This is a genomic window from Cellulophaga sp. Hel_I_12 (assembly GCF_000799565.1).
In the GTDB taxonomy this organism is placed as follows: domain Bacteria; phylum Bacteroidota; class Bacteroidia; order Flavobacteriales; family Flavobacteriaceae; genus Cellulophaga.
Genome location: NZ_JUHB01000001.1, coordinates 97399 through 124290 on the forward strand (window position 1 = coordinate 97399; position 26892 = coordinate 124290).

Sequence of the window (26892 nt, forward strand, 5' to 3'; positions counted from 1 at the left end):
TTTATTTTTAAGTTATTATTAATTGATAGTGACAAAAACACTGGTAACAATGGCGTTGTTTGTACCATCGGATAAATTAGTTGGCACCCCGTTTTTCCAGATCATGGCTACATTCTTTGATCCATTGTATTCATAGCCACCCACATATACATCTGTGTCAGCAGCAAAAACGGACAGCCCTTTTGCTCTATTAACCCCATCCGTAAGGTCTGATCCTACACCGTTTTTCCATAACCGAGCTTTGGTTTTTTCTGTCCCGCGTATATATTCGCTTCCTGTAACATAAATGTCATCGCCTAAAACAAAGATTGATACAGCGGTGGGTAAATAGGTGCTATTTAAATTTGACGGTTCTCCATTTTTCCAAACCTTGACCGTATATTCGTCAGGGGTATTTTCATTCCCAGTGACATATACATCATTATTAGTAACAAAAACTGATGCACCTTCTACATATTTTGCACTATTTCCAAATGAAGTTGCAATGCCGTTTTTCCAAAGTGTTGCAATTGGCGAATCATCAATTTCTTCATAGCCAACGGCATACACATCGTTGTTATGAACGAAAATTGAGTTCACATCACTAACATTATTCGATAAAAAAGTTGCTACACCATTTTTCCAAATTATAGCACTACCATTTTGTTCTTTACCTCCTGCATACACATCATTACCTGACACGAATATTGTAGTAACAAAAGTAGAATTAGTACCATCTGTTAAGGAAGTGGAAACGCCATTTTTCCAAATTTTAGCAACGTGTTTGGTACCATTATATTCAGAGCCACCGACATAAACATCAGTTCCTGAAACATACATGGATGAGGAGCTAACAGAAGTCGTATTTGTTAGATTTAGCGGAGTGGGGATATCATTCTTCCAAACATTGATAGTGAAATTTGCTCCATCGTATTCACTAACCAAAGCATATACATTGGTTTCCAATTCTGTCTGTATTTCTTCTTCCGCGGCTTCATTTGTCTTGTTGCAAGAAAAATTTAATGCGAGTAGAAACAATAATGCAAGTATTTTTATTTGTGTTTTCATTTGTTGATAGTTATTTGTTTTTAAATATTTTTAAACCAGATTTTATATTTTTCTCCTAAAAAAGGTACTGGACTTTCTTTTCCATTAATGGCATTCATAAGTCCCATAACCCACATATAGAGCAGTACAAAAATCCCTAAGATGTTTATGATCCAGCCCAATATGGGAATCATCCCAATGATGCCTAATGCTAAGCCCGTAAGTGCTAAGCCCAAAGATTGTTTGATGTGATAAGCAGCAAAGGCATCTTTTTTATCATTGTTCATCACAAAGGCGATGATCAATCCTATGAAAGTCATATAGGCTATCGTGGCTATGTTTTTACCATCATGAGCAACGGTAATTTTGTTTTCTGTTGTGTCCATGTTAATTGGTTTTAGGGTTCATGGTGTTATAGTCTGATTTGTATATTGTTTTTTGTACTTCTTCAAGACCAATACATTCCATTGTTGCACTCATTTTATCCTTTTTTAAATCGGTCATTTGCATTTCGAGCATCAAGACGTAGTCGTCTGCACCAAAATAATTTTCTAATCCCGCGGGTATATTTTTATTCTTTTTCTTGTAGATATCATTGAAACTTACGGGAGCATCTGCAGTAAAATACATACTGATTTCATACCGGTCATTGGTAGCTTTTACTCCTGTACAAGCATATCCCATAATTTCTTTGTCCGGTAGAGATTCATATCCGAAGGCTGCAGACTCATCTTCTAATTCTTCTAAATCCAGATCGTCAGGCATGCTATTCGCCATCAATACTGAGTTTTTATCAGATGCCATATACATCACTGTAATTTTGCGACCGTTGTCCATTACGGTAAACATACTTTCCATCAATGGCGTAGTAAAGCCAAAATAGGGTTGTCCTGGTTGTAAAAAGTAGTCTAAAACCATATCTCCTTCTTTGGTTTTCATGTTTAAGGAGTATTTCCAGCTAAACTCATAGGAGTCTGGAACAAGGTTGGGATCAACTTTTCCTTTTCCCATGGCAAAAGGGTTAAGTTCAAAAGCCTTATCCAATGATGTAGATGCTTTTTCGGCAACCTTATCTGATGTCTTTTCCAAAACAACATGTTCTGTCTTTTCTTTAATGCGGTCTTTTAATTTTTTTAAAAATTGTGCTTCAATTTTTTGTACGTTTCCTACTAATGAAAGTAAGAAAACTAGTGCGATTGCTATTTTTTTCATGATTATTATGTTTTTCGTTTATCTTTAGTCATGCTAAAAATTGCATTGTTAACATTTTCTTTTGAAAAAAATAATTTGTTTTAAATCCAACCAAATTTTTAGAATTCTGAAATGGAAGAAAACCACATTAAAACCTTAATACATAGTCACCCTATTGAAATTGCTAAGCTTTATAACAGCCATAGAAATTCTTTTTTGAATTTTGGAAAAAAGTATGGTTTGTCTTATGATGATCTTTGTGATATTTATCAAGAAGCTTTTATTGCACTTCGTAAACATGCGCTCAATGGAAAACTTGACACCGTAAACAGTTCGCTAAAAACCTATCTTTTTGGGATTGGAAAATTTATGATTTTTGATGTTTTAAAAGAAAAGAAGAAAACTACCGAGTACGAACCCTACAAGCTGGGTATTCATGATACTATTGCTATAGTGGACACAGAGATTTTAACCGAAGAATTAAGCTACGAACAAGGTTTATTGCAAACCTATTTTAAAAAATTAGGAAAAAAGTGTCAAGAAATGTTAACCTTATTCTATTCCCGAGGACTAAGTATAGATGATATTGTTGCCCATACTGATTATACCGACGGTAGTGTGGTGAGAAGTCAAAAATCAAGGTGTTTAAAAACCCTCAAAGAAATGATCAAAGCATAACCTTATGACAATAAAAGAAAAGCTTATTGAAAACTATATTCTGGATACACTTACCCCCCAAGAAAAGTTAGCGGTTGATGAGTTGTTAAAAAATGATGTAGATTTTGAGCGCGAACTTAATTTTCATATTAATTTAAAAAAAGTAGCTCAAAAAAATGATGAAGCTGATTTTAGAAATTTAATCGCAGAAATTGAAACTAAGGCTAAAACTCAAAATACTTTTGCAAGACCTTCTTATGTAAAATGGCTAGCAGCAGCTAGTATTGTTTTACTATTAGGATTGAGCTACTTTTTAACAACAAACAAGCAAGCAAGCACCAACGAACTTTTTACCAGTTATTTTGAACCGTATAGAAATGTAGTACAACCTCTAGAGCGAAGCGGAGCCCAACAAGATCAAAAATCATTGGCCTTTTATGCTTATGAGATGGGTGAGTACCAAAAAGCTGAAGTATTGTTTTCAGATTTATACGGGAGTTCTAAAGAGCCTTATTATTTGTTTTATAAAGCAAATGCGCTCCTTAAATTAGAAAGGGCAAATGAGGCTGTTCCTCTCTTGTTAGAACATTTGAAAACTAAAGATACCTTAACAGAAAAAACAAACTGGTATTTGGCTTTGGCCTATTTAAAATTAGAAGATAAAAAGAATGCTAAAATAGTACTCGAAAAGGTTATTGAAGAGGGAAAGTATAAAACCTCAGAAGCGCAAAAACTACTATCGGCGTTTAAGTAACTTTTTTGAAACTAGCCAGATGAGTGTTAAACCAATGAATGCACAAATTGCCCATAAAAAATAATTAGTGGTGTGGAGTGGCAAGCTGTTTCCTGTAATCACAATTCCTGACCAATAATAAGGGTGTCTTAAAAAAGCATCATCATTGGCTTCAAGATAGCTCAATTTTGCTTGCCGTAAAGCCTCTTTTTTACTTAAACCTTTGCTAAGGTTTTTGTAGAAAAAGTCCATAATTTCGGAGGTACTTTGATCGTTGATTTTCCATAAGGTGGTTACAATAGCTGGTACACCCGCGTAATTAAACCCTCTGGCTAAACTTAACATGCCTTCTCCTTTTTGTAATTTTCCGAATCCCGTTTGGCATGCACTTAAGGTAACTAAATCGGCATCGATAGTGTAGTTGTACAAATCTTTTACATAAAGCAGATTAGAAATACTATCGGTATTTTCAAACGCTAAATACGAATAATCAGGGAATTCATCGTTCGCAGAGGCATGGGTGGCAAAATGAATTAAATTGTAGGTATCCACATATTTTTTAAAATTGGGTATACTCGCTTTATTCCCTTCATATATGGCAGTCTTAAAATAGTTTGAAATGTTTTGTGCTTCTTGCGCATTGTATAGTAAAGGTTCCATATCAAACCTTTCTTGACTGGCTTTATTTTTAAGAGATGCCCCACCAAAGTTAGGTGCAAAAACCAATAAATTATTTTTCTTTTTTAATAAGGTTTTATGCTGTTCCTGTAACAAGGTGGCAGAACTTGCATAACTAATGCTATAGGTGGCTAATACATACGATTTTTCGTTCTCTGCCTTAGTTTGCAAAACATCAAAAGGAATATAGTTGAGTACATCATCAGCAAGAATGGTAATGTCTGTCGCGGTATTATTTTTTAAGGCAGGAGCTACTATGGCCATATAAATTAAATGGCTGTTTTTTGTAAAGGCATTCCGATCCTCTAGGGTCGCTTTTGAAAGCTGCCGATAAAAATCGATGATGCTGTTTTTAAGGGATTCGGTAAAAGGAAGTTGATAAAATTCTGCTTTATTTTTAGTAATGCTAATCAAAAAAAGTGAATTTTCGGCCACTAAATAACTAAAAATAGCTTGATTTGAGTTTAATTCTTTTTGTACGTCAGCCATCGAAATCACACTCGCTTTATACTTTAAATCATAATATTTTGGGTAATCGTTTTCGAGTGTTGCAAGGTAGTCGTAGTACTTTTTTTTAGTCATAAATAAAGAATCTACTACTGCGGATTTAGCATTTTGCTTAGCGTTAAAAATTTCTTCATCAAACTGTGAAATCTTAGCTCTATAAAGTTGTTCTTTACGGATGGTCTTTTCCGGAATGTTTCCAAATTTACTAGCTTCGGCGTTTCTTTGCGCTTCAAGTAGTGCAATGCTTTTACTTTTTTCCATAAAATAAAACGCATCATTCACATATATTTTGTCCTGGGTTTTTTCATACAATTCGTACGCAATTTTGACCATTTTTTGAATGGTAGGGTAGGTTTCTTTAACGAGAAATTCTTTGTCTAACTTACTTTCAAATTCTGGCCGTAGCACATCTAAAGTATGTATGATGGCTTTAGAGGTTTTATGGGCTATTTTTAAATATTTAATATCCTTAGATTGGCCATAGGCTTCGTATAGGGCATTTAATTTTTCTTTTAAAATTTTCGTCAAGCTAAGTTTGGAGAGTACTTTTTCAGGATTTGGGTTTGCATTATAATCTAAAGCATCAAAGTCTTTTTCTAATTGGGCTAATGCCAATTGAATATTTTTTAAACCTCTAGAGGTGCTTTTTTGCAGCATATACACACTCCCTAATCGCGCATATACTTCGGCAATATCTTGATGTTTTTGATGCTCACGGTAGGCACTTGTGTTTTGTAATCCCTCGTTATAATAGTCAATTGCTTTAGCATATTCTTTTAAACCAACGTAGGCGTCGCCATAAATGAGATCAACCTCAATGGAAAAAGGATTGGCTTTATCATAGAAAGGTGAATTTTTTTGTAAGGTGGTTATGGCCATTTGAAATTTACCTTGTTTAATGAAATTCTTGGCTAAAAACAAGTTGGTAGATAGTAATCTGTTTTTAAAGCTAGGGTCTTTTGCCTTTGTTTCGTAGTAGGTTGAAGCTTCCGCCAATATTATATTTGCGGCTAAAAAATCTTTTTTATCTTCAAAAACTTGTGATAATAATTTTTGAGTACTATACATAGACGTTTCCCAATCAGCAATACTATCTTTGTTTTCGATAACTAAATCAGAGCCTTTTTTTAAATGATATTCGGCCAATTCATACTTTCCGGTGTGTTTATAAATCACTCCTAAAAAGCTATATAAACTACTGAGGGTTGCTAAATTATCGCTGGTACGTTCTTGTTCAGGAATTTTAGATAATTTAATAAATAGTTCTTGAAAATATTTTTTTGAGCTGTAGTAGTCTTTTATTTTATAATGATAATTGCCTTTATCGAAAAGTAAATAATCTTTATAGTAACTAAGATTTTCAAGACTTTCAAATCGCTTGTCGTGTTTTAGAAGACTATCTTCTGCATGTAGATTTTTTTGATAGTTCTTTAAATCGTAGTAGTGTCCATTGGCGTTCATTAAATAGAGATATCCACTAAGCATATACTCCAATTCATTTTGTTTATTTGCTAGCGCAATGGTTTTTTTGTAATAATGGTAGGCACTATCTTTATTCGTGTAATGATAATAAAAGGCATTGTTGTATGCCTGCTCTAATTCGGGAGTTTGTGAATAGGCATTTAGAATACAAAAAATACAAGATATAAGAAACCTAAATTTATTTGTCATAATAAAAGCTCTCCTTTTACGGAGAGCTTACTAGTATTGATTTTTGGTTATTTATTGACTTATCACTGGTGTTGGAATGGTTATTTCACCAAGCTCTTTGGTTTTAAAAGTAGTAAACATGACCCCTTCGCCTCTAAATTCAGATTTTATAACTATTGAGGCTTGCCCAAAAGAGTCTTCTATGGGCTGGTACTCCATCTTAATCAGTTCATTTTCCTGATTTTTTATAATTACATTGATTACGATTAAATCATTGCCTAATAAAACTACAGTTTTAGGACTTATTTTTTGTTCAGGATCACAATTATTTTCATCTGAAAAACAAGGTTGTGGTGGTGGCAAGGGTTTTAAACCTTTTGGTGGTTTCAATGACATTAAGTATTTATTGAATCTTGTAAGATTTTCAATTTGTTTCTGAATACTTTCAATCTGTTCTAAGACTTTAGAATTACCTTTTTCTTGTTCTGCGACAAGGTTGGTTTTCAGTGTTTCTAAGCGCCTAATTTCTGCTTCTGTACTAGAATAATACATTTGTAGGCCGTAAAGAGGTTCATCAACTTCTTCTTTTAGCGCTTGTGCATTTACTGAAGTTAGCTCTTCTTCTGAGGTTTGTTCTGCGTTGCTACACGACCATAGCGTGGCAAGGCTAAGGAATAGGGTTACTAGTGTCATTTTTTTCATTTTATTTCCGATTTATATAGTATTAGTCTTTTTAGTTTTTAAGATGTTAACATTTTTCTAAAAAAACAGCAAACGAGTACCACTAGAAATTTGTAAACTTTAAATTATCGGGGGGAGTAAAATGATGTAAGCTAAAATTAAAAACAATGCAATACTCTTAATGTATTTTAAATGTACAAATAAATACGATTCTTTAACATTTTTTAGGATTTTATTTTACCATGTCAGTCCGTCGTTTTTGATGCCTTCCTTAATAGAACTTATTTTATAGTTAAAAGAATTAATGGCCACTATTCTAAGCCATTTAAAAAAAGCTATATTTAAGCAAATTTATTTCAATGCACATACATAATTTTGAAAATAAGAATTCTATTTTAAATCAGTTTGTTGCTGAGTTACGTAATGTGTCTGTTCAAAAAGATCGGATGCGTTTTCGAAATAATGTAGAACGCATAGGGGAGGTTTTAGGCTATGAATTAAGTAAAACTTTATCGTATGCAACGCAAACCATTACCACACCATTAGGGACCAAGGATATGGCTTTGCCATCGGATAAATTGGTCATATGTTCTATTTTAAGAGCTGGTTTGGCATTTCATCATGGATTTTTAAACTATTTTGATGCTGCTGAAAACGGATTCATATCTGCCTACCGTCGGCATGAAAATGATGCAGATGAATTTGAAGTGTTAGTGAATTACTTTGCTGCGCCTAATTTAGAGGGTAAAATATTAATTTTAGCCGACCCTATGCTGGCTACGGGTCGTACGCTGGAAAATGTTTTGAAAGGTTTACAAAAGCACGGAAAACCAAAGCAAATACATATTGTAGCGGTTATAGGCTCTGAAGAAGGCATAGCCCATACGGCGACTATCTTTCCTGAAAATACCCATTTATGGATTGCTGCTGTTGATTCCTCATTAAACGCTAAAGGGTACATTGTACCTGGATTGGGAGATGCAGGGGATTTATCTTATGGAGAAAAATTATAGCTATGGCCTGTATTATTTTTTAGAAATAAGCCCTATACCTTGAGAAGTCTTTTAGCACTACGTTGGTTTGCACTTCATTATTTTTTATAGACTTCGGATTTTCAAGCCTTTTTCGTTTGAGTTAATGAATAGTTTTTTAAGAGTACAAAAAATAAGAAGACTCGCATACTTTTACTAGTAGTGCGTTTATGAATCAAACCAACCTTGACCATGAAAATTTATCTTGCAGATGATGATAGCGAAGATCGAGAGTTTTTCTCCGACGCCTTAACTGAATTACCTATAGAAATTACGCTAAAAACCTTTCAAAATGGCGTAGAATTAATGGCTGATTTATTTTCAGATGAACTTTTGCCAGAAGCAATTTTCTTAGATCTTAAAATGCCTATGATGGATGGCTTTGAATGTTTGTCAGATATAAAAGCAGAAAAAAAGTTTGCTGATATTGATGTGATTATTTATTCGACTTTAATGAACGAGTGGGAGATTGGAAAATTGCAAGAAATAGGTGCAAATGGCTTTTTACAAAAACCCACTTCTTTTAATCAATTAAAAACCATACTCTATAAGTGTTTAGAAACGATTAAAAAAAATAAAATAGTGGATAAAACAAACACCCTAAAATTTTCAATCCTTAAATAATTCTGCGATGAATAAAATACTTTGGATACTTGTTGGACTATTGCTTACCGCTTGGGTTCTTGGCTTCTTAGTTTTTAAAGTGGTCAGTGTACTTATTCATATCTTTTTGTTTTTGGCCCTTGTTTTAATTCTTTACAATTGGTTTAAAGGTTTTAAAGAAAAATAGTACTTTGCACCCCCAAACAAATTAAAACAACAGAATGGCCTCAGGTTTTTTTGCATTATTAGATGATATCGCCGCATTGATGGATGACGTAGCCGTCATGAGCAAAATTGCAACAAAAAAAACCGCAGGAATTTTAGGAGACGATTTAGCGGTGAATGCCGAGAAAGCTTCCGGGTTTATGTCGAACCGCGAATTACCAGTACTTTGGGCGATTACAAAGGGATCTTTTTTAAATAAATTGATCATTTTGCCAATAGCCTTTTTATTAAGCGCATTTGTGCCCATAGCCGTAACGGTAATCTTAATTCTTGGGGGTATTTATTTAGCCTATGAAGGTGCAGAAAAAATTTATGAGTTTATGGGTGGGCATAAACACAGTGCTAAAGAGGTTTTGAATTTGGATATGAGCGAAGAAGAGATTCTAGTTTTAGAAAAAGAACGTGTTAAATCCGCTATCCTTACCGACTTTATTCTTTCGGTTGAAATTGTAATCATTGCCTTGGGTACGGTTACGGAGAAAGAAATTTCTGTACAAATTATGGTGGTCACGTTTATTGCTATCTTAGCCACCGTAGGGGTGTATGGCATCGTAGCACTTATTGTTCGTATGGATGAATTTGGCTTAAAACTTATAAATCTTAACGAACGCGATGATAGTTTTTCCGATCTTGTAGGCAGAGCTTTAGTTGGTGCCCTACCTTGGGTGATAAAAAGTTTGGCAGTGGTAGGGACCATCGCATTACTTTTAGTGGCAGGCGGTATTTTTAACCATAATATTCACTGGATTCACGATCATTTTAATGTGATGCCTTCTCTTCTAAAGGAGTTTTTGGTAGGTTTACTTGTTGGCGCAATTACGGTTGTTTTTGTACTGGGGTTTAAGAAGGTTTTCGGTAAAAAAGCGTGAAAATTTTAAATTTGCGTCCATCAAAAAAGACTTGAAACCTTGAACTCGAATTCTTTTTTACCTAATCCCTAGTGTCCAAATTCTGACTTTCGACCTTAGGCTTTTGGCTTTACGACTTAAAGAATACCCCTTGCTTTAATTTCTAAGTATTTGTTGATGGTATTCACCGTTAAATGTTCGGGTTTAGTCAAAATGGTTTGTATTCCGTAGCGTTGTAGCTCTTTTTGCATCAGTCGCTTTTCTAGCGAAAATTTTTCAGCAATCGTTTTATGGTATATCGCTTGTAGGTCTTCAGCATCCGCAGTTATCAACTGTTCTAACTCTGTGTTTTCAAAAAAAATAACGACTAACATGTGTTTTTTAGCGATGGCTGTTAAAAAAGGCAGCTGCCGTCGTAGTGCCGATATATGCTCAAAATTGGTATAGAAAAGTAGAAGGCTTCTATGGTTTATTTTTCTTTTGATATGGGCATATAGTAGGCCAAAGTCAGCATCGGTATAAGCAGTATTGATATTGTACAGTTTTTCGAGAATAGTATTTAAATAGGTAATTTTTTGCACCGCGGGCAAAAAGGTTTCTATCTTTTTAGAAAAGGATAGCATGCCAGTTTTATCATTTCGTTTTAAAGCTACATTCGAAAAAGCTAAGGTAGAATTAATGGCATAGTCCAGTAGTTTAAGTCCGTTAAAAGGCATTTTCATGACACGACCCGTATCAATAATCGAATAAATGGGTTGTGATTTTTCATCTTGATATTGGTTCACCATCAATTGACTTTTCTTTGCTGTAGCTTTCCAATTAATTGTTCTAAAATCGTCACCAGGGATGTACTCTTTTATTTGTTCAAATTCTTGCGTATGCCCAATTCTGCGTATTTTTTTAAGTCCAAATTCGGTTAAATTATTACTCATCGCCAAAAAATCGTACTGCTGCATTTGAATAATACTGGGATACACCGGAACCATTTGATTTTTCTGAAAAACATATCGTCGTTTTGCAATCCCTAAGGTGCTCGAAACAAAAATATTCATATGGCCAAATACATATTCTCCGCGATCCACAGGGCGTACCGTATACTCAAATTCACGTTTTTCACCTTTCATGGCTGTGGTAGTGTACTCAAAATCTCTCTTTTGAAATTGTACAGGTAATTCGTCTATGATCTGTAATACTACTTTAAAAGGGTATAGACTTTTAAACCGAATGCAGATAGGGTTTAAGTCGCTATTCGATAATATTTGAGGCGCTTTTCGACTGGCTTCTATGCCATTTTTAGTGGCATACAAGAGAAATATATCTAATAAAAATAAAGCGGCTACTACATAGCTAGCGATCCAAGCTATAGGGTATAGGGCTTTGATCCAAAAAGAAAGTATAAAACCCGCTGCTAAGAGCGCGATATACCAGAAAAAAGTAGGGTGTAGGTATAAGGATTTTATAAATTTCATTTTATTTTTTTTCGAGTTTCAGTTTAAAAAAGTATACTGTATTTAGTACAAAGTATTAAGATGTATAAAATATTTAGTGCTTAGAACAATATTTAACACTTAGCACTTAACATTTAAAACTAATTTACCTTGGCACTTCCACCGATTCCATGATCATGTGAATAACGCTATCAGTACTCATACCTTCCATTTCGCGTTCCGGTGTTAAAATAATACGATGATTTAGTACAGGGACTAGGGCTCTTTTGATATCGCTAGGAGTCACAAAATCTCGACCGTCGATAGCAGCAAAAGCCTTTGCTGAATTTAGGGTAGCAATACTTGCTCTAGGAGAACCCCCTAAATATAAATGAGGATGGTTTCTAGTTTTGCCAATAATTTCAGCCACATAACGTATTATTTTTTCTTCAACACGTATTTCTTGAATTTTTTGTTTAAACTCCTGCAATTTTTTTGGTGTTAACACCGCTTCAATTAAACCTTGAGGTTTAATTCCTTTGCGTTCATGATGCGTTTGTAAAATACGCACTTCGTCCTCTAGGCTGGGGTAATCGACTTTAATTTTGAATAAAAACCGGTCTAACTGAGCCTCGGGTAGGGCATAGGTGCCTTCTTGTTCTATGGGGTTTTGTGTGGCCAATACCATAAAAGGAGCTTCCATTTTATAGGTAGTGCCGTCCATCGTCACTTGCAATTCTTCCATGATCTCGAACATGGCGGCTTGTGTTTTTGCAGGAGCCCGATTAATTTCGTCAATTAAAACGATATTCGAAAAAATAGGTCCTTTTTTAAATTCGAACTCTGAATTTTTTACATTAAAAATAGAGGTTCCTAAAATATCACTAGGCATCAAATCAGGCGTAAACTGAATTCTACTAAAGTCGGTTTTTAAGGTTTTAGCAAATAATTTGGCCGTAACCGTTTTTGCAATTCCGGGAACACCTTCTATTAAAACGTGCCCTTCCACTAAAAGTGAAACGATCAATAGATCTATAAACCGTTCTTGGCCAACAATAACCTTGGCTAACTCTGCTTTAATAGCGCTTACGGCATTTTTTAATTCTTCAAGCGGAATTCTATTGTCAAAATTTAAATCGTTTTCTTGTTGATGTTCCAGAGGAGTATCTTTATTTTCCATGTGCTTTAGCTTTAAATTTTTCTAAGGATGAATTGAGCGCTATTAGGGCATCATCCGTCAATATTGTTTTATTTTTTACGCTGTTAATTAGGTTGAAAAGGGCTTCAATTTCTTCGAAGCTATGGTGACTTCTTGCCGCTAAATTTTTATAAAATTCTTCATTTTGCGTTTCTGTATTCAAATAGAAATTGGTGCGTATTTCTTCAAGAAAATACGCTATTTTATGATTTGCAATAGCGCTACGCTCTCCTTTTTCAAAGTACATATCCGCTATGGTGCGGGTAAAGGCTAAACTTTGATTGACTAAGGGATTCACAACGGGTATGGCTCGTTGTTTGCGTTTTCCTTCAAAAATAACATATAATAGTACGCCAATTAGGATTAGGTAGTATGCCCATTTTAACTCTTTGGTGTTGAGAAAAATATACATAGGCGAAGTATAGAATTTTTTTCCACTCTTATAATAGGTATCTATATACAAAGGTTGTTCCCAGTCTAGGTAAGAGAGCAAACCAGCCGTATACGCACTATTTTCATCTTTTAAAATAAAATAGTTGGTAAAGGCAATGGGGAATGTAGAAAGAATTAGGGTACCAGCGCCAAAGTCCTGTTTTATAATGCTCGGATGAATCTCAAAGTCGTTATTTTCATCAGAGGCATTAGACACTTCGCCCACCACAATACTGTTTAAAGTATCTAAGGCACTAAAGTACATGGTACTGTAGCTTTTTTCGTAGCTGAAATTTCGTTTTAAAGCTAAGTTTGGGTTTACTAATTTATGTTGAAATTCATGGGCTAAGCCTTCATCTCCAAACAAACTCTCAGTAGCTAAACCTAAAGTATCTAAAAGCGAGTCTTCAAAATTACTAGACGCAATAAAAAGTGTATTGCCTTTAGCGGTCCATTCTAAAAGATCAGCTAACTCGTCATCGCCAAAACTTACCGAATTATTTACAAATAGGTAGGTACTCGTTGTGTCACTATTATTTTTTAAAAATTCGAAGGGGGGGCGTTCTACTTCCTGAATGGATTTAAATTTCGTTTGAATAATATCAGACAGTACTTTAGTGCCAAACGGAATTTTATGATGGGTTACATACGATGGAAACCAATTAATTTCTTCTTTTTTATTGTATTCTAAAAAAAGAATTAGCGCAAAAGTTAGCGTACCAATGATGATATAGACGAGATTTTTTTTAAGCATTTTTTTTCAGTCTATTTTTGAGTTCATCAAAAGTGATCGCTACTTTTTGATACTTAGTTTCATCAATTTCAAAATCGCCATACCATATATAATCATACCATCGTGTTACGGTGGCAAACGGTTTTTTTAAGTCGTGCTGGTTTATTTCATATAAATAATCACTATTGGTTTTTTGAAGTTCCCAAGCAATGATTTCTTTTTCGCTTAATAGTTTTAAGATTTGTAAATAATAATAGCGTACGGCCAGCCTGTAGGCTTTATTCGCAATAGCTTGTTGAATTAAATCATCAATATTTTCATTTTTAATGATATTTTCTTCCTCAGACAACCCAACCGTACTTTTATGTAGGGCTGCATTTTGCATACTGCGGAGATTGGCATGTATAAAAAAACGAATCAATAAAAATATCAAAAAGAAAAGGAGTAGATACGGAATCAGTTTTAGAAAAAATGCCATAGGGCCAACGGCAGCATCAACCCCGAAAATCCATTCCATAAATCTGCGATACCAGTTAAAAAACCAAGCTTTAACATCATTCCACCAAGTATTTTCAGCAACTTCAACTTCGTAGTTGTAATCAGGATTATTGCGATACGTACTTAAATCATCCTCACTAATTGTTTTTAGGACTAGTGGTGCTGCATCATATTGCACCACGAGCGAATCTTGCTGAGCATAGGTTGCCAGCGAAAAAAATAAAAAGCAAAAAGTAAGCAGTAATCTCAACATAAATTATTCATCTGTGTTACCACCTAGTCTTTTAATACGTTCAAGCGTATCGTCTTTCTCAGGGTCAGTACCTAATTTGCTGATACGCTCAAAAGTACCTTCGTTGTTTTTTATTTCGTTTAAATTAAAATAGATAAGGGCAACAGCTACTAGCGAGATGATATTTAATAAAAACTGAGCCAAAGTTGAAACTAGGTTTAAAACAACATATACTGGGTCTCCAAAAACATCGCCAAAACCTTCAGCGTCCATGTTGCCAGATAAGATACCCATTTTTGCATATTGATAAATAACAGCAGGAATTGAAAAAGCATAACCTGCAATGGTAACGATAATACCCACAACAAGGATAGTAGCGAAAGTCATCCACCAATGTTCTTTAACCAAATCAAAACTATAGCGAAACGAATCGGTGACACTTCGACCTGTAAAGACTAGAATAGCAAAACTCAAAGCTAAAGGCACATACAAGAAAATACCAGGAATACAACAAAATATAAAACCGATCACTACCGATAAGCCTACTAAAATACCTAGCCCAATAAAGCTCCAGAATTTGTTGTACACATTGTGTTTAATTTCTTCAAAATTTATAACACCATTATTTTTTGTGTAGGATTCTATATAATACAAGGTGGTGGCTTGTGATAATACATAACTAGCTAATCCTGAAAAAGCAAACACCACCATGGTTAAAAAGAAGTAGATGCCATTAAAAGCATCAAAATTTTGATTGTCTATGGCATTAATATTTAATAGAGAACTAAAACTCGAAAAATAAAAAGCATAACTAATTAAAAAAACCAATAAATAAGGCCCAACAATTTTTAAATAGGTGCTAAAAAAGGGCTTAAACTGGGTACGTAAAAATGCAAAAGTATCACTTAGTATATCCCCTAACTCTCGTTTTTTCTTTAATTCTATGTATTGATTATTCATGTATTTTTAAGATTTTTTTTATGGATTTGAATTGGATATATAACGTAATAAAATAAGATTAGTGCCAAGGAGCCTGTAATTATCAAAATAGCGAGCCAGTCGGGCATTTCGGTATGTCGGGTTACAAAACCTTCTAAAAAGCCAGCCATCACAAAAAAAGGAATGGTGCTCACGACAATTTTTAAGCCGCGAATAACCCCTCTTTTAAAAGATTCAAGCCGCGTATAGGTGCCTGGAAAAAGGAGTCCGTTGGCTAACACTAAACCAGCACAACCTGCAATAATAATAACCGATATTTCAATAGTACCATGAATCCAGATGGTTCGGACTGATTCCCAACCTAAACCTTTTTCAAAGAAAAAATATTGAAAACTGCCCAGCATTAATCCATTTTGCAGCAAAATATAAAGGGTACCAACGCCTAGAAGTAGTCCATAAATAAAGGCCATTAAAGCTACTTTTACGTTGTTTATGGTAATTCCTAAAAACATATTAAACTCCCCTTGTTCTTTATACACAGCCATTGGGTCGTTATTTTCAATATTATCCAAGGTCATATTTACATAGTTGTCGCCTAAAATAGAGCGTACAAAATCACCTTCGTTAGCCGCTGAAAACGCTCCCACAGCACAGAAAAAGCCAAACACCAAAAAAGCAATGAACAGCTCGCGATGGTGCTTATAAAACATGGTTGGAAATTCTGTTTTCCAAAATCGTACAATTCTGTTTTTAGATTCTCTTTTAGTCTTATATATTTGCCGATGCGCTTGAGAGGCTAACTCGTTTAAAAAAAGTTGGGTATTGCTATTGGGATAGAAGGTCTTTGCGTAACTTAAGTGATCTGTTATTTCGATGTATAAGTCAGAAAGTTCATCAGGTTTAATGTCTGTGTTATAAGCTAAGACACTTTCAAAAGTTGTCCATTTGTCTTTATTTTGTTTTACGAAAGCAGCCTCGCGCATTAATTTTGATGTTTTAATCAAAGAAACAACAACTATGGAACAATTTCAAATAGAAACTGCTCAAAATATTAGTATAAGTCAAAATACAGCACATTTAGGGGAGCGCATGCTGGCTTTTTTAATAGACAGCTTTATTTTAATGGCCTATTATATTGTTATGATCCTAATTTTAGTTTCGTTAGATATGGATTTGGGGGATACTTGGGCAATATGGATGTTATTTTCTTTACCCGCTTTTTTATACTATTTATTACTAGAGACTTTTAATAACGGAAAAACCTTTGGCAAGGCAGCCATGAAAATTAGAGTGGTAAAACTCGACGGATCGAATCCAAATTTTGGCAACTATTTTGTGCGTTGGATCATGAGAATTGTAGATATTTCGTTATCCTCAGGAGGCGTTGCGGTACTTACGTTTTTAATTCGTGGACAGGGCCAAAGAGTAGGGGATATTGCAGCAGGAACTACCGTAATTAGCGAAAAAAAGCGTATTTCTTTGCGCGATACTTTACTACAAGAACTCCCTGCGGATTATGTACCGAAATTCCCCCAAGTTACTGTTTTTAAAGATCACGAAATGCAAGCTATAAAAAACATGTATACCGATGCAAAGCGTAGCGGTGATCATAAGGTCATCGTAAACCTCAGTACTAAAATTAAGGAAGTAACTCAAATATCAACAGATATCATGGCTATTGAATTTGTAGCAATCGTCATTAAAGATTATAATTTTTACACCCAACAATAAACAGCGTATGTTTTATTTTACTATTGATATTTTAGGAACTATTGCTTTTGCTATTTCAGGCGTTATGGTGGCCATGGATAAACGATTAGATATGTTTGGTGTCTTTATCATTGCTTTCGTTACAGCCGTTGGTGGAGGTACTTTACGTGATGTGTTGGTAGGAAGTACACCCGTAATTTGGTTACAGGAAACCGTTTATTTGTTTACCATTATTGGCTCTGTGGTACTTGCTATTTTATTTAGAAATCAATTAAAGTACGTTCGTAGGTCCTTGTTTTTGTTTGACACCATCGGCATAGGATTATATACCATGGTGGGGATCCAAAAGGGAATTGCTTTTGGTTTGGCGCCTATAATGTGTATCGGTTTAGGAACTATAACAGCTAGTTTTGGAGGCGTTATCCGCGATATTTTGTGCAATGAAATTCCAGTTATTTTTAGAAAAGAAGTCTATGCAACGGCGTGTATTTTAGGCGGATTGGGGTATTTTGCCTTAAAACAAATTCCGATAGATGATGCCTTCCCATATATCGGAGGTATTATTATTGTTATCGGAATTCGTTTATTAGCCGTAAAATTTAAAATAACCTTACCGAGTATTTATAGGTAGTAGTCTAATGTCTAAAGTCAAATGTCGAAAGTAATAAAAGTTGCTAGTACTTAGAGGGTAGAGGGTAGTATTTGAGATATCTTTAAATTTCAAACTCGACTGCTGGATGGATAGTTTTTCAAATCAGAAAATCTTCAAATTGACTATATTGTTTGAATTTGCACTTGAACTTGAACTTTTTTTCATTAATTAATTTTCACATTGTTACATTAAACACATTGGTACATTAAACAAGGTTTTGTAACTTTGCAGCTTGAAATTAATACACCAATAAAAATACATATATGAGCAATTTTGATATCATTGTTTTAGGAAGTGGTCCTGGGGGCTATGTGACTGCCATTAGAGCATCTCAATTAGGATTTAAAACCGCTATAATAGAGAAAGAATCTCTTGGAGGAGTTTGTTTAAACTGGGGTTGTATTCCGACTAAAGCATTATTAAAATCAGCTCAAGTTTTTAATTATTTACAGCATGCTGCAGATTACGGATTAAAAGTAGATAATGTTGATAAGGATTTTGACGCTGTAGTCAAAAGAAGCCGTGGTGTAGCCGATGGCATGAGTAAGGGAGTTCAGTTTTTAATGAAAAAAAACAAAATTGAAGTCATCAAAGGTTTCGGTACCTTAAAAGCTGGAAAAAAAGTCCAGGTTACCGATGCGGAAGGTAAGGTAACAGAATATAGCGCCAGTAATATAATCATTGCTACTGGAGCTCGTAGTAGAGAGTTGCCTAGTTTGCCACAAGATGGAAAAAAAATTATAGGCTATAGAAAAGCAATGACCTTAGAAAGTCAGCCAAAGAAATTAATTGTTGTAGGAAGTGGTGCGATCGGAATTGAATTTGCATATTTCTATAATGCGATGGGAACTGATGTTACCGTTGTGGAGTATTTGCCAAATATTGTTCCAATTGAAGATGAAGATATTTCAAAACAATTAGAACGTAGCTTTAAAAAAGCAGGCGTTAAGATTATGACGTCTTCGGAAGTTACCAAAGTTGACACTTCTGGTGCTGGCGTAAAAGTCACAGTAAAAACGGCAAAAGGAGAAGAAATTTTAGAAGCCGATATGGTGCTTTCAGCTGTCGGTATCAAAACAAATATTGAAAACATAGGTTTAGAGGATATTGGGATCATCACCGATAGAGATAAAATTTTAGTCAATGATTTTTACCAGACCAACATTCCTGGCTATTATGCCATTGGTGATGTAACGCCTGGACCAGCATTAGCGCATGTAGCTTCAGCAGAGGGAATTTTATGTGTTGAAAAATTAGCTAAAATGCATGTAGAGCCTTTAGATTACGGTAATATTCCAGGTTGTACGTATTGCAGTCCAGAAATAGCCTCTGTAGGTTTAACAGAAAAGCAAGCCATAGAAAAAGGATTCGACATTAAGGTGGGTAAGTTTCCATTCTCAGCAAGTGGAAAAGCGCAAGCTAGCGGAACTCCTGATGGCTTTGTAAAAGTAATTTTCGACGCCAAGTATGGCGAATGGTTAGGTTGTCACATGATTGGCGCTGGTGTTACTGATATGATCGCTGAAGCGGTCGTAGCAAGAAAATTAGAAACCACGGGCCATGAAATATTAAAAGCAATTCATCCGCATCCAACCATGAGTGAGGCTGTTATGGAGGCTGTTGCTGCAGCGTATGATGAAGTGATTCACTTATAAAACATAAAGATGAAGAACAAAAAATGCTGTGTTTTTGACGCAGCATTTTTTTTACAAGAAAAATACCAAAGAACAAGCTGCTCCTTTTAATTTTTTTAAATAAAAGCTAGGTGATTCGAGTACATGGATTTAGAAAAGGCTAGGGACACAATTCAATATAATTTTAAATAATGCTTAAAATATTTAGACTGACCGCCATCTTAGAAGGAATATCGTATCTACTACTTTTTGGTATAGGAATGCCTTTAAAATACCTCGCTAAAATTCCAGAGCCGAATATTTATATTGGGTATGCGCATGGCTTTCTCTTTATGGCTTATGTGGTTTTAGCTGCGCTATTTTGTTTGGAACAAAAATGGGGCCTAAAGCGTTTTGTGATCCTGTTTATTGCTTCACTACTTCCCTTTGGTACTTTTTATATCGATAAAAAATATTTAAAGCCTTTAGCAGTAAGTGCTAATTAGTTATCGGTTCTTCATTTAGTTTTGCCGGGAAAAGGTCGGTTAAAATTGTACTCGATACCTTTGCACTGACGGAGTCGAAGTGTACCTAAACTTGAGTCTATTTTATTAAAGCCTATAGCCTAAAGCCTAGGACTTATAGCTATTTACAAAACTCTGTATCGCCAAGTCGTAACTCTGCAGTCCGAAGCCTAAAATAACGCCTTTTGCGACAGGAGAAATATAGGATCTATGTCTAAACTCTTCACGGCTGTAGGTATTTGAAATATGAACTTCAACCACTGGAGTACTTATAGCCTTTATGGCATCGGCAATGCCAATAGAGGTATGCGTATAGGCCGCGGCATTGATGACTATGCCATCATAAGAAAAGCCAACCTCTTGCAATTTCCCGATTAATTCACCCTCAATATTAGATTGAAAATAGTCTAACTGCGAATTTTTAAAACGAAATTGTAATTCTGAAAAATAATCTTCAAAAGTCGTCGTGCCGTAGACTTCAGGTTCTCGCTTCCCTAACAAGTTTAAATTAGGGCCGTTTAAAATAAGTATTTTCATATCAGAGTCGTTTGCTATTTTATATCATGCGCTAGCATAGGGCTAAAATAGTTTATTAATTAATTATTAAAATGGTCGTTAATTCTCCTTTTTTTAAATTACTCAGCAAATCTATATTTTTAAAACCATCGTAAACCTCAATTTTTGCTGTATTGGGTGCAATTGCTCCTAAATTTTCAGCTCTAATTTTTAAAATGTTTTCACCTTTCATCAAGTTAAGCGAAATACTTTTTTTCTCTTTTGATATCACATGACTATTTAATAGGCTTTCGTCATTAAAAAATATTGAAATTTTATCACCATCCAGCTTTCCTGCGTCCCAAATATGCAATTTTATAATGCTACTTTTGGTAAAAAGTGTCGTAGTTTCTGAGGCTTTTAAAACATTTAAGCCGCTCAAAGTCAGAGTTTTAGAAACACTTATGTTTTCTTTGATACTATCATTTATTTTTTTTGATTTTTGAATTTTCTTATCCGCTATTTCTGCTATTTTTTCAATCTGATCAAAATTCTTAAGCTTTATTTCACCATCAATACAGGAAACACCATCACTGTATTTTCCAAAAAATGGACCTTCAAGCCTATCTTGTCCTGTTATTTTTTTTAATGTACCCTTAAAATGTACATAACAGAAATCAAACATTTTGACATCAGATTTGGTGTACTCTACGCCTTCTTCCTTAAAAAAGATTGAATTATCTGTTGGGTCATACTTACCTACTAGGTACGATTTCGTTTCATGGGCTCCACCCATATTTGTTACCGAATAGCCCTTTAATGAATTATCCTTCATGATTTCAAAATTAAGGCGATAGGAGATAAACGAACTATCATTTAATTTTAAAACACCCAGATATTCTTGTTGATTTTGCGCATTGGCAGACAGTAAAAAAAGTAAAATAAAAATAAATGTTAAACTTATTCTTGGCATTTTTATTTTTATATTTGAGTGTAACCAAAAATATAATTTATTATGAACTTAAGACTTTTTTTACCTCTTTTATTCGTTATTTTTTCTTTCACATCCGTTAGCGCCTCTTTTCCTGTAAAGAGAGCTGCTGCTACGCATCAAAATACTACGATAAGTGAAGATTCAAAAGCAGACCTTTATACCCCTGCTGCGGCTGCTGCAGGTTATGATAAATGGGTAGCTGTTGCTTTTTGGTTTTTCTTAGGTGTTTTTGCTGCGCATAGATGGTACGCTAAAAAACCAACAGGTTGGAATATTTTATATATTTTAACTTTAGGAGGTCTTGGAGTTTGGGCTATTGTGGATCTCATAAATATCTTGACCGATAACTTTAACTAAGCAACGCTGTTTTACAGAAAAAAGCCGAGACGATCTCTCGGCTTTTTGGCTTAAACATAAGTGAGTTCTAAGCACTGCATTTTTTATGCTTAGTACAAGTAACGATTTAATTTATAACGTATCGAATACCAATACCAAACCGTGCGGCTTGAAAACCGCCATCCTCTGAAATTAAAAGATCAGGGCGCCAATCAAAGGAAAAGTTAAGTGGAATAGTTTCAATTTTATAATCTAAACCCACATTGGGTCTAGCACTAAACGTGGTACCCCCACCTATAAAATTAAATGAAGGGCCAGCACCGGCAAACCATCGTAAGCCATTCGTGGATGCAATTCTACCATGGTACTGGTACAATAAAGTGACTCCTGTAATGCCACTGCCAAAAACCACCTCGGCTAAGGCCGCTTGGTTTTGTTTAAAAAAATACTTGGCACTTGGGCCAACAAGGGTTTCTCCTGTCCCAAAATCTATTCCTAATCCAACCGACGTTCTGTAATTCGTTTGACCATGAACTTTAGTTAGGCCAAGAGCCAAAAGTGTCATTGTAATAAGTGCTATGTTTTTCATGTAAACTGTTTTAAATTTTTAAAATCATCAGAAGTAAACTAAAAACCAAAGCTACTTTTTTTATAGAAAACTACACCATAAATATACGTAGGTTTAAACAAAACAGCTTCATTATGGGGAGGTATTCCCTAAGCCTAAAACATATTTTTTAGGAGTGCTTGGGTCTGAGTATTGGCTTATAGGCTGTTCATACCAACAAAAAAGGGAAGCGCAATAGCTTCCCTTTTCAAAATAAATACATCATATACCTTAAAAATGTAGCGCAAAACCAATATTGAATTGCAAGCTACTTTCAGCGATTTGATCGTCTAAAGAAAAATTATAACGTAAGCCTGGCTCAATACTTACATTTTGACCTAAAAAGATAGCATAACCTCCTTGTAAACCAAGAAAACTAGGGTTGTCATCAATACCATCAATACTAGCTCCTGTAAAATCAACCTGAACAGGTATCATGCTTGAGATATAGTATTTAGCTCCAATTTTGTAGTTAAATATTTGAAAACCAGCATCCGCGTAACCTAAACCTACTTTTATAGCTAAATCATCCGCTACAAAGTAACCTCCTTCGGCTCCAATAGACCAAATTGTGTTGCCATCAACAGACTGTAATGCAAAGGAGGTGTTTCCACCACCAACAGGACCAAAGCCTGTATTGGCTTCAATTAACCAGCTACCCTTATCTGTTTGTCCGGCTTCATCCTGTGCTTGAACACCAAAACTAACGAATGCAAAAGCGGCAATCAATAAAACTTTTTTCATAATTTTTTAAATTTATTTATGTTTAAGGGGCAAATATAAATTTGACTTTATTTTTTTTAAACAAATAGTTGTATACCGATGGGAAAATGTGGTGAACTAAATATTATTTAAGGTATCGATTCTTAATTTCTATGGTTTAAGGATGGAGTTGTATGGCGCTGGTGTAGTATCTTTATGCTATGAACTGGACTCAAGCTATTAATGATTATCAAAACTATTTAAAGATAGAAAGGGGTTTGTCTAAAAACTCTATAGCGAATTACTCCTTGGATGTTGAAAAACTAAAGTTGTTTTTAGAAACTAATGCCATAAAGGTTGCGCCAATAAACATAGATAAAGACCTGCTGCAACAGTTTGTTTACACTATAGCTAAAGAAGTAAATCCCCGTTCACAAGCTCGAATTATTTCAGGTTTAAAAAGTTTTTTTAATTATTTGTTGTTTGAAGGATATCGAAATGATAATCCTTTAGAATTAATTGAAGCGCCTAAAATTGGCCGAAAACTACCAGATACCTTATCAGAACAAGAAATTAACGCGCTTATTGCAGCTATTGATCTGTCTAAACCAGAAGGAGAACGAAACAGAGCCATTTTAGAAACCTTATACGGCTGTGGATTACGCGTTTCGGAATTGGTCGAGTTAAAAATATCGGACTTATTTTTTGAAGAAGATTTTATTAAAGTAACTGGTAAGGGCAATAAGCAACGATTTGTACCAATCAGCGACCTCAATAAAAAATATATTACAAGGTATAAAAATCAACTTCGAGTATTGTTAAAGATACAAAAGGGTCATGAGGATGTTTTATTCTTAAATAGAAGAGGTAAAAAACTTACCCGAGCTATGATTTTTACCATTATAAAGCAGTTGGCTGAAAAAATTGAGCTCAACAAAACCATTAGCCCCCATACTTTTCGGCATTCCTTTGCGACACATTTACTTCAAAATGGCGCTGATTTAAGAGCTATTCAACAAATGTTAGGACACGAAAGTATTACCACCACCGAAGTGTATATGCATGTAGACCGAACACATTTGGCAGAGGTGTTAACAAAATACCATCCAAGAAGTTAGAGGGCTATAAGCTAAAAAAAAGATGCTTTTAGTAAGGTATTCCTGAATAAAAAAAAATAATTTTGATCATAAGGAAAAAAAGCGTTTGGCGTAATTCGTGTGCCCTATCTAAAACGGGAATAATCTCTTTTGTAAGGCCTAATAATTAAACGGGCCTCTCTGTCAAAACGAATATAGTTATATACCCAATTAATAAAAACTATCATCCTGTTTCTGAATCCGATTAAAAAGAAAAGGTGCACAAACGTCCAAACGTACCAAGCAAAAATACCTTGAAATTTATAGTGCTTTAAATCAACCACCGCTTTATTTCTACCTACGGTGGCCATACTTCCTTTATCTTTATAGTGAAAAGGTTTTAATGGTTTTTGCGCTAATAAACGCACTAAATTTTGACCTAAATTTCGACCCTGTTGCATGGCAGGTTGCGCCATCATAGGGTGTCCCGAGGGATACGCTTCTAAAGCCATTGCTGCAATATCACCAATGGCAAATATGTTTTTATGGCCTAAGACTTGGTTAAACTCGTTGACGCGGATTCGTTTACTTTTTGTACGTATCTCTTCAGCATCTAAGCCTTTTATTACCGTCCCCTGAACGCCAGCAGCCCAAATAAAGGTAGCCGCCTCAAAACGAAGTTCAGTTGCAGTACTGACGATCTTCCCGTCATACGATTTTACACGGGTGTTTTTCCATATTTGAACCCCTAAAGCTTCTAAAAAATCTTCTGCTTTTTGCGAGGCCTTTTCGCTCATTTCTTTCAAAATACGATCTCCCGATTGTATTAAATTTATTTGTACTCTTCGGGTATCTAAATCTGGATAATCTTTTGGGAGAATGCCTTTTTTTATTTCAGCTAATGCCCCTGCTAATTCTACTCCTGTCGGGCCACCGCCTACGATTACAAAATTCATTAGCGCATCGCGTTGATGTAAATCATCCGTGAGTAAGGCTTGTTCAAAATTCTCTAAAATGAGACTTCGAAGATTTAAAGATTCTGGAATAGACTTCATGACCATCCCGTATTTTTCAATTTCGCTATTGCCAAAAAAATTAGTTTCGGACCCGGTGGCCAATACCAAATAATCGTAATCAATAGTGCCGATAGAACTAATTAAAGTATTAGTTTCGGGTAGTATTTGTTCTACATTAGCCAAACGAAAATAAAAATTTGGATATTCTTTTAATATTTTCCGAATGGGGTAGGCAATAGAATCTGGTTCTAGACCACCCGTAGAAACTTGATATAGTAAAGGTTGAAAGGTATGGTAGTTATTTTTATCTATTAAAAGTACTTGCACCTCTTTTTTACTCAGTTCTTTGGCCAGAGAAATACCAGCAAAACCGCCGCCTATAATAATAATTCTAGGATAATTACTTTTGGGAATATTCAATGCGCTCATCGAGGTAAAAATAAGCAAATGCAGATAGCTTTCATACAAGAAAATAGTATTTTTAAGGATTTATACCTCTTTTAAAAAAAATATAAAGTAAGTTGTAACAAAATGACAAGCTATACTACTAATAACACGTAACCTACCAAAGTTTGAGTAAAGAATTAGAACATGCCTTTGTGACTGAACTGGAGAGCAATCAGAATATTGTTCACAAAGTTTGTACACTCTATACGAATGATCAGGATGCGCATAATGACTTATTTCAAGAGATTACTATTCAACTGTGGAAAGCATATCCAAAGTTTAGAGGAGACTCAAAATTTAGTACTTGGATGTATCGTGTAGCCTTAAATACGGCAATTACTTTATACCGAAAATCTAAAAAGAGAGTCAAAACTTTAAATGATGACACCATCTTTTTTAAAATAAAAGCAGATGAGTATGACCCTACTGAGGAGCAACAATTAGCTCTTATGTATAAAGCTGTAAAGCAATTGAACGATATTGATAAAGCACTTGTTTTTTTGTTTTTGGAAGATAAAAATTATAGTGAAATTTCTGAAACCTTAGGTATTTCGGAAGTAAATGCAAGAGTTAAAATGAACCGAATAAAGAATAAATTAAGAACCATATTAAATCCATAGGAGGTATGATGGATGAATTAGAACTATTAAAAAAAGACTGGCAAAAAAAGGATGTAGATCATCCTAAATTGTCTTACAATGAAATTCACGGGATGCTTTGGAAAAAATCTTTTTCTATTGTGAAGTGGATCTTTGTGATTAGCCTTATTGAACTTTTGGTGCCACATTTGGTATACCTCTTTCCATCGCTATGGCCAAGTGACGGGTATGAACTTTACGAAAATTTAGGATTAGCCAATCCCTTATTTATTTTATCTTTTCTCTATTATGCCGTAGTGGCCTACTTTATCTTTCAGTTTTATAAACGATATAAAGAAATTTCAGTGTTAGAAAATGCCAAAAGTTTAATGGCAAAAATTATCAGGACTAGAAAAACCGTTAAAAACTATATATTCTTTTCGCTTACGATGTTTTTGTTGATGTTTATGACCGTTGTTTTTTTTATTTATATCAATGATGACTTTATTCATAGTCTTGAATTATCAGGAAAAGATATTAGCGAAATATCTAAAGAAAAATTAGAAAATTTAAAATTCCTATCCATGATTATTGTGGCAGCAGCAGGAGTAGTCCTAACCCTCCTTATTGGTTTTATTTACTTTTTACTCTATGGACTTTTACTTAAGAAGTTAAATAGCAATTATAGTGAATTAAGAAAGTTAGAGGTGTAGTTACCTGGCTGCTGTTTGATGCTGAGCATTGTAATGAGTCCTCGGCTTGGAATTAGCTGAATCAAAGTAGCTAAACTGTAAAAAAGTAGCTATGCTTTTAGTACTTTATCTTGGTTTATGTATATGATGTGCAGGCGGAA

The 26892-nt window shown here is 34.6% G+C and carries 30 protein-coding genes; 14 read left to right on the plus strand and 16 right to left on the minus strand.

The window, feature by feature from the left end; genetic code table 11:
- Positions 1–18 precede the first annotated feature (18 nt).
- Genes GQ45_RS00580 through GQ45_RS00590 form a run of 3 tightly spaced genes read right to left on the minus strand, consistent with a single transcriptional unit; the run spans position 19 to position 2238 of the window.
- Positions 19–1047: a hypothetical protein gene (locus GQ45_RS00580; protein WP_047414252.1), complete on the minus strand. Its 1029-nt coding sequence runs from the start codon at positions 1045–1047 to the stop codon at positions 19–21.
- Positions 1048–1067: 20 nt separating this feature from the next.
- Positions 1068–1412: a DUF4870 domain-containing protein gene (locus GQ45_RS00585; RefSeq protein WP_047414254.1), complete on the minus strand. Its 345-nt coding sequence runs from the start codon at positions 1410–1412 to the stop codon at positions 1068–1070.
- A 1-nt stretch (position 1413) separates the two neighbouring features.
- A complete protein-coding gene (locus tag GQ45_RS00590) occupies positions 1414–2238 on the minus strand; it encodes a DUF4412 domain-containing protein (protein ID WP_047414255.1) in 825 nt (274 codons plus the stop codon).
- Between the two features lie 111 nt (positions 2239–2349).
- On the opposite strand from GQ45_RS00590, the gene GQ45_RS00595 reads away from it, so the two are divergent.
- Together GQ45_RS00595 and GQ45_RS00600 are read left to right on the plus strand one after the other, a co-directional pair.
- Entirely contained in the window at positions 2350–2895 is a 546-nt protein-coding gene (locus tag GQ45_RS00595; RefSeq protein WP_047414257.1) for an RNA polymerase sigma factor, read from the plus strand.
- A gap of 4 nt (positions 2896–2899) precedes the next feature.
- Complete coding sequence (locus GQ45_RS00600; RefSeq protein WP_047414259.1) at positions 2900–3628, plus strand: tol-pal system YbgF family protein; 729 nt, start codon at positions 2900–2902, stop codon at positions 3626–3628.
- On the opposite strand, the gene GQ45_RS00605 is transcribed toward GQ45_RS00600, so the two are convergent.
- Positions 3611–6463, minus strand: a complete 2853-nt coding sequence (locus tag GQ45_RS00605) for a CHAT domain-containing protein (RefSeq protein ID WP_047414260.1) — start codon at positions 6461–6463, stop codon at positions 3611–3613. The genes GQ45_RS00600 and GQ45_RS00605 overlap by 18 nt on opposite strands.
- A 51-nt stretch (positions 6464–6514) precedes the next feature.
- Positions 6515–7144 (minus strand): hypothetical protein, encoded by a 630-nt coding sequence (locus GQ45_RS00610; protein ID WP_047414262.1) that lies wholly within the window; start codon positions 7142–7144, stop codon positions 6515–6517.
- A 338-nt stretch (positions 7145–7482) separates the two neighbouring features.
- Between GQ45_RS00610 and upp the strand changes: the two genes are divergently transcribed.
- From upp to GQ45_RS00630, 4 genes are all read left to right on the plus strand, one after another.
- Positions 7483–8136, plus strand: a complete 654-nt coding sequence (gene upp, locus GQ45_RS00615) for a uracil phosphoribosyltransferase (RefSeq protein WP_047414263.1) — start codon at positions 7483–7485, stop codon at positions 8134–8136.
- A gap of 210 nt (positions 8137–8346) precedes the next feature.
- Positions 8347–8778 (plus strand): response regulator, encoded by a 432-nt coding sequence (locus GQ45_RS00620; RefSeq protein ID WP_047414264.1) that lies wholly within the window; start codon positions 8347–8349, stop codon positions 8776–8778.
- Positions 8779–8785: 7 nt separating this feature from the next.
- Positions 8786–8944 (plus strand): lmo0937 family membrane protein, encoded by a 159-nt coding sequence (locus GQ45_RS17940; protein WP_047414266.1) that lies wholly within the window; start codon positions 8786–8788, stop codon positions 8942–8944.
- Positions 8945–8978: 34 nt separating this feature from the next.
- Complete coding sequence (locus tag GQ45_RS00630) at positions 8979–9851, plus strand: DUF808 domain-containing protein (protein ID WP_047414268.1); 873 nt, start codon at positions 8979–8981, stop codon at positions 9849–9851.
- Positions 9852–9967: 116 nt separating this feature from the next.
- Here GQ45_RS00630 and GQ45_RS00635 read toward each other — a convergent pair whose 3' ends face one another.
- From GQ45_RS00635 to GQ45_RS00660, 6 genes are all read right to left on the minus strand, one after another.
- Complete coding sequence (locus tag GQ45_RS00635; RefSeq protein ID WP_047414270.1) at positions 9968–11299, minus strand: DUF58 domain-containing protein; 1332 nt, start codon at positions 11297–11299, stop codon at positions 9968–9970.
- A gap of 124 nt (positions 11300–11423) precedes the next feature.
- Entirely contained in the window at positions 11424–12437 is a 1014-nt protein-coding gene (locus GQ45_RS00640) for a MoxR family ATPase (protein ID WP_047414271.1), read from the minus strand.
- Positions 12427–13641, minus strand: a complete 1215-nt coding sequence (locus GQ45_RS00645; RefSeq protein WP_047414274.1) for a DUF4350 domain-containing protein — start codon at positions 13639–13641, stop codon at positions 12427–12429. The genes GQ45_RS00640 and GQ45_RS00645 overlap by 11 nt, the downstream gene beginning before the upstream one ends.
- Positions 13634–14371: a DUF4129 domain-containing protein gene (locus tag GQ45_RS00650; RefSeq protein ID WP_047414276.1), complete on the minus strand. Its 738-nt coding sequence runs from the start codon at positions 14369–14371 to the stop codon at positions 13634–13636. The genes GQ45_RS00645 and GQ45_RS00650 overlap by 8 nt, the downstream gene beginning before the upstream one ends.
- Before the next feature lie 3 nt (positions 14372–14374).
- Complete coding sequence (locus GQ45_RS00655; RefSeq protein WP_052188085.1) at positions 14375–15310, minus strand: hypothetical protein; 936 nt, start codon at positions 15308–15310, stop codon at positions 14375–14377.
- Positions 15307–16272: a stage II sporulation protein M gene (locus GQ45_RS00660; RefSeq protein ID WP_047414278.1), complete on the minus strand. Its 966-nt coding sequence runs from the start codon at positions 16270–16272 to the stop codon at positions 15307–15309. The genes GQ45_RS00655 and GQ45_RS00660 overlap by 4 nt, the downstream gene beginning before the upstream one ends.
- A gap of 34 nt (positions 16273–16306) precedes the next feature.
- Here GQ45_RS00660 and GQ45_RS00665 point away from each other — a divergent pair, with 34 nt between their 5' ends.
- The 4 genes from GQ45_RS00665 to GQ45_RS00680 all read left to right on the plus strand — a co-directional run bounded on the left by GQ45_RS00665 (position 16307) and on the right by GQ45_RS00680 (position 19770).
- Positions 16307–17020 (plus strand): RDD family protein, encoded by a 714-nt coding sequence (locus GQ45_RS00665; protein ID WP_047414280.1) that lies wholly within the window; start codon positions 16307–16309, stop codon positions 17018–17020.
- Positions 17021–17027: 7 nt separating this feature from the next.
- Positions 17028–17630: a trimeric intracellular cation channel family protein gene (locus GQ45_RS00670; RefSeq protein WP_047414283.1), complete on the plus strand. Its 603-nt coding sequence runs from the start codon at positions 17028–17030 to the stop codon at positions 17628–17630.
- Positions 17631–17914: 284 nt separating this feature from the next.
- Complete coding sequence (gene lpdA, locus GQ45_RS00675) at positions 17915–19306, plus strand: dihydrolipoyl dehydrogenase (protein WP_047414285.1); 1392 nt, start codon at positions 17915–17917, stop codon at positions 19304–19306.
- A 170-nt stretch (positions 19307–19476) separates the two neighbouring features.
- On the plus strand, positions 19477–19770 hold the full coding sequence (locus GQ45_RS00680) for a DUF3817 domain-containing protein (RefSeq protein WP_047414287.1): 294 nt from the start codon (positions 19477–19479) through the stop codon (positions 19768–19770).
- A 126-nt stretch (positions 19771–19896) separates the two neighbouring features.
- Here GQ45_RS00680 and aroQ read toward each other — a convergent pair whose 3' ends face one another.
- Both aroQ and GQ45_RS00690 read right to left on the minus strand, forming a co-directional pair.
- A complete protein-coding gene (gene aroQ, locus GQ45_RS00685; protein ID WP_047414288.1) occupies positions 19897–20325 on the minus strand; it encodes a type II 3-dehydroquinate dehydratase in 429 nt (142 codons plus the stop codon).
- Positions 20326–20380: 55 nt separating this feature from the next.
- Positions 20381–21256: a hypothetical protein gene (locus tag GQ45_RS00690; protein WP_052188086.1), complete on the minus strand. Its 876-nt coding sequence runs from the start codon at positions 21254–21256 to the stop codon at positions 20381–20383.
- A 42-nt stretch (positions 21257–21298) separates the two neighbouring features.
- Between GQ45_RS00690 and GQ45_RS00695 the strand changes: the two genes are divergently transcribed.
- Positions 21299–21634 (plus strand): TM2 domain-containing protein, encoded by a 336-nt coding sequence (locus GQ45_RS00695; RefSeq protein WP_047414289.1) that lies wholly within the window; start codon positions 21299–21301, stop codon positions 21632–21634.
- A 106-nt stretch (positions 21635–21740) separates the two neighbouring features.
- Here the strand turns inward: GQ45_RS00695 and GQ45_RS00700 are convergent, their stop codons facing one another.
- Positions 21741–22202 (minus strand): hypothetical protein, encoded by a 462-nt coding sequence (locus GQ45_RS00700; protein WP_047414291.1) that lies wholly within the window; start codon positions 22200–22202, stop codon positions 21741–21743.
- 249 nt (positions 22203–22451) lie between these two features.
- Positions 22452–22964: a hypothetical protein gene (locus GQ45_RS00705; RefSeq protein WP_047414292.1), complete on the minus strand. Its 513-nt coding sequence runs from the start codon at positions 22962–22964 to the stop codon at positions 22452–22454.
- Between the two features lie 179 nt (positions 22965–23143).
- Here GQ45_RS00705 and xerD point away from each other — a divergent pair, with 179 nt between their 5' ends.
- Positions 23144–24040: a site-specific tyrosine recombinase XerD gene (xerD, locus tag GQ45_RS00710; RefSeq protein WP_047414293.1), complete on the plus strand. Its 897-nt coding sequence runs from the start codon at positions 23144–23146 to the stop codon at positions 24038–24040.
- A gap of 104 nt (positions 24041–24144) precedes the next feature.
- Here xerD and GQ45_RS00715 read toward each other — a convergent pair whose 3' ends face one another.
- Entirely contained in the window at positions 24145–25434 is a 1290-nt protein-coding gene (locus tag GQ45_RS00715; protein WP_047419882.1) for an NAD(P)/FAD-dependent oxidoreductase, read from the minus strand.
- 152 nt (positions 25435–25586) lie between these two features.
- Between GQ45_RS00715 and GQ45_RS00720 the strand changes: the two genes are divergently transcribed.
- Together GQ45_RS00720 and GQ45_RS00725 are read left to right on the plus strand one after the other, a co-directional pair.
- The gene (locus GQ45_RS00720; protein ID WP_047414294.1) at positions 25587–26081 is read left to right on the plus strand and encodes an RNA polymerase sigma factor; all 495 of its coding nucleotides are present in this window, start codon (positions 25587–25589) and stop codon (positions 26079–26081) included.
- A 5-nt stretch (positions 26082–26086) separates the two neighbouring features.
- Positions 26087–26752, plus strand: a complete 666-nt coding sequence (locus GQ45_RS00725; RefSeq protein WP_052188087.1) for a hypothetical protein — start codon at positions 26087–26089, stop codon at positions 26750–26752.
- The last annotated feature ends 140 nt before the right edge of the window (positions 26753–26892 follow it).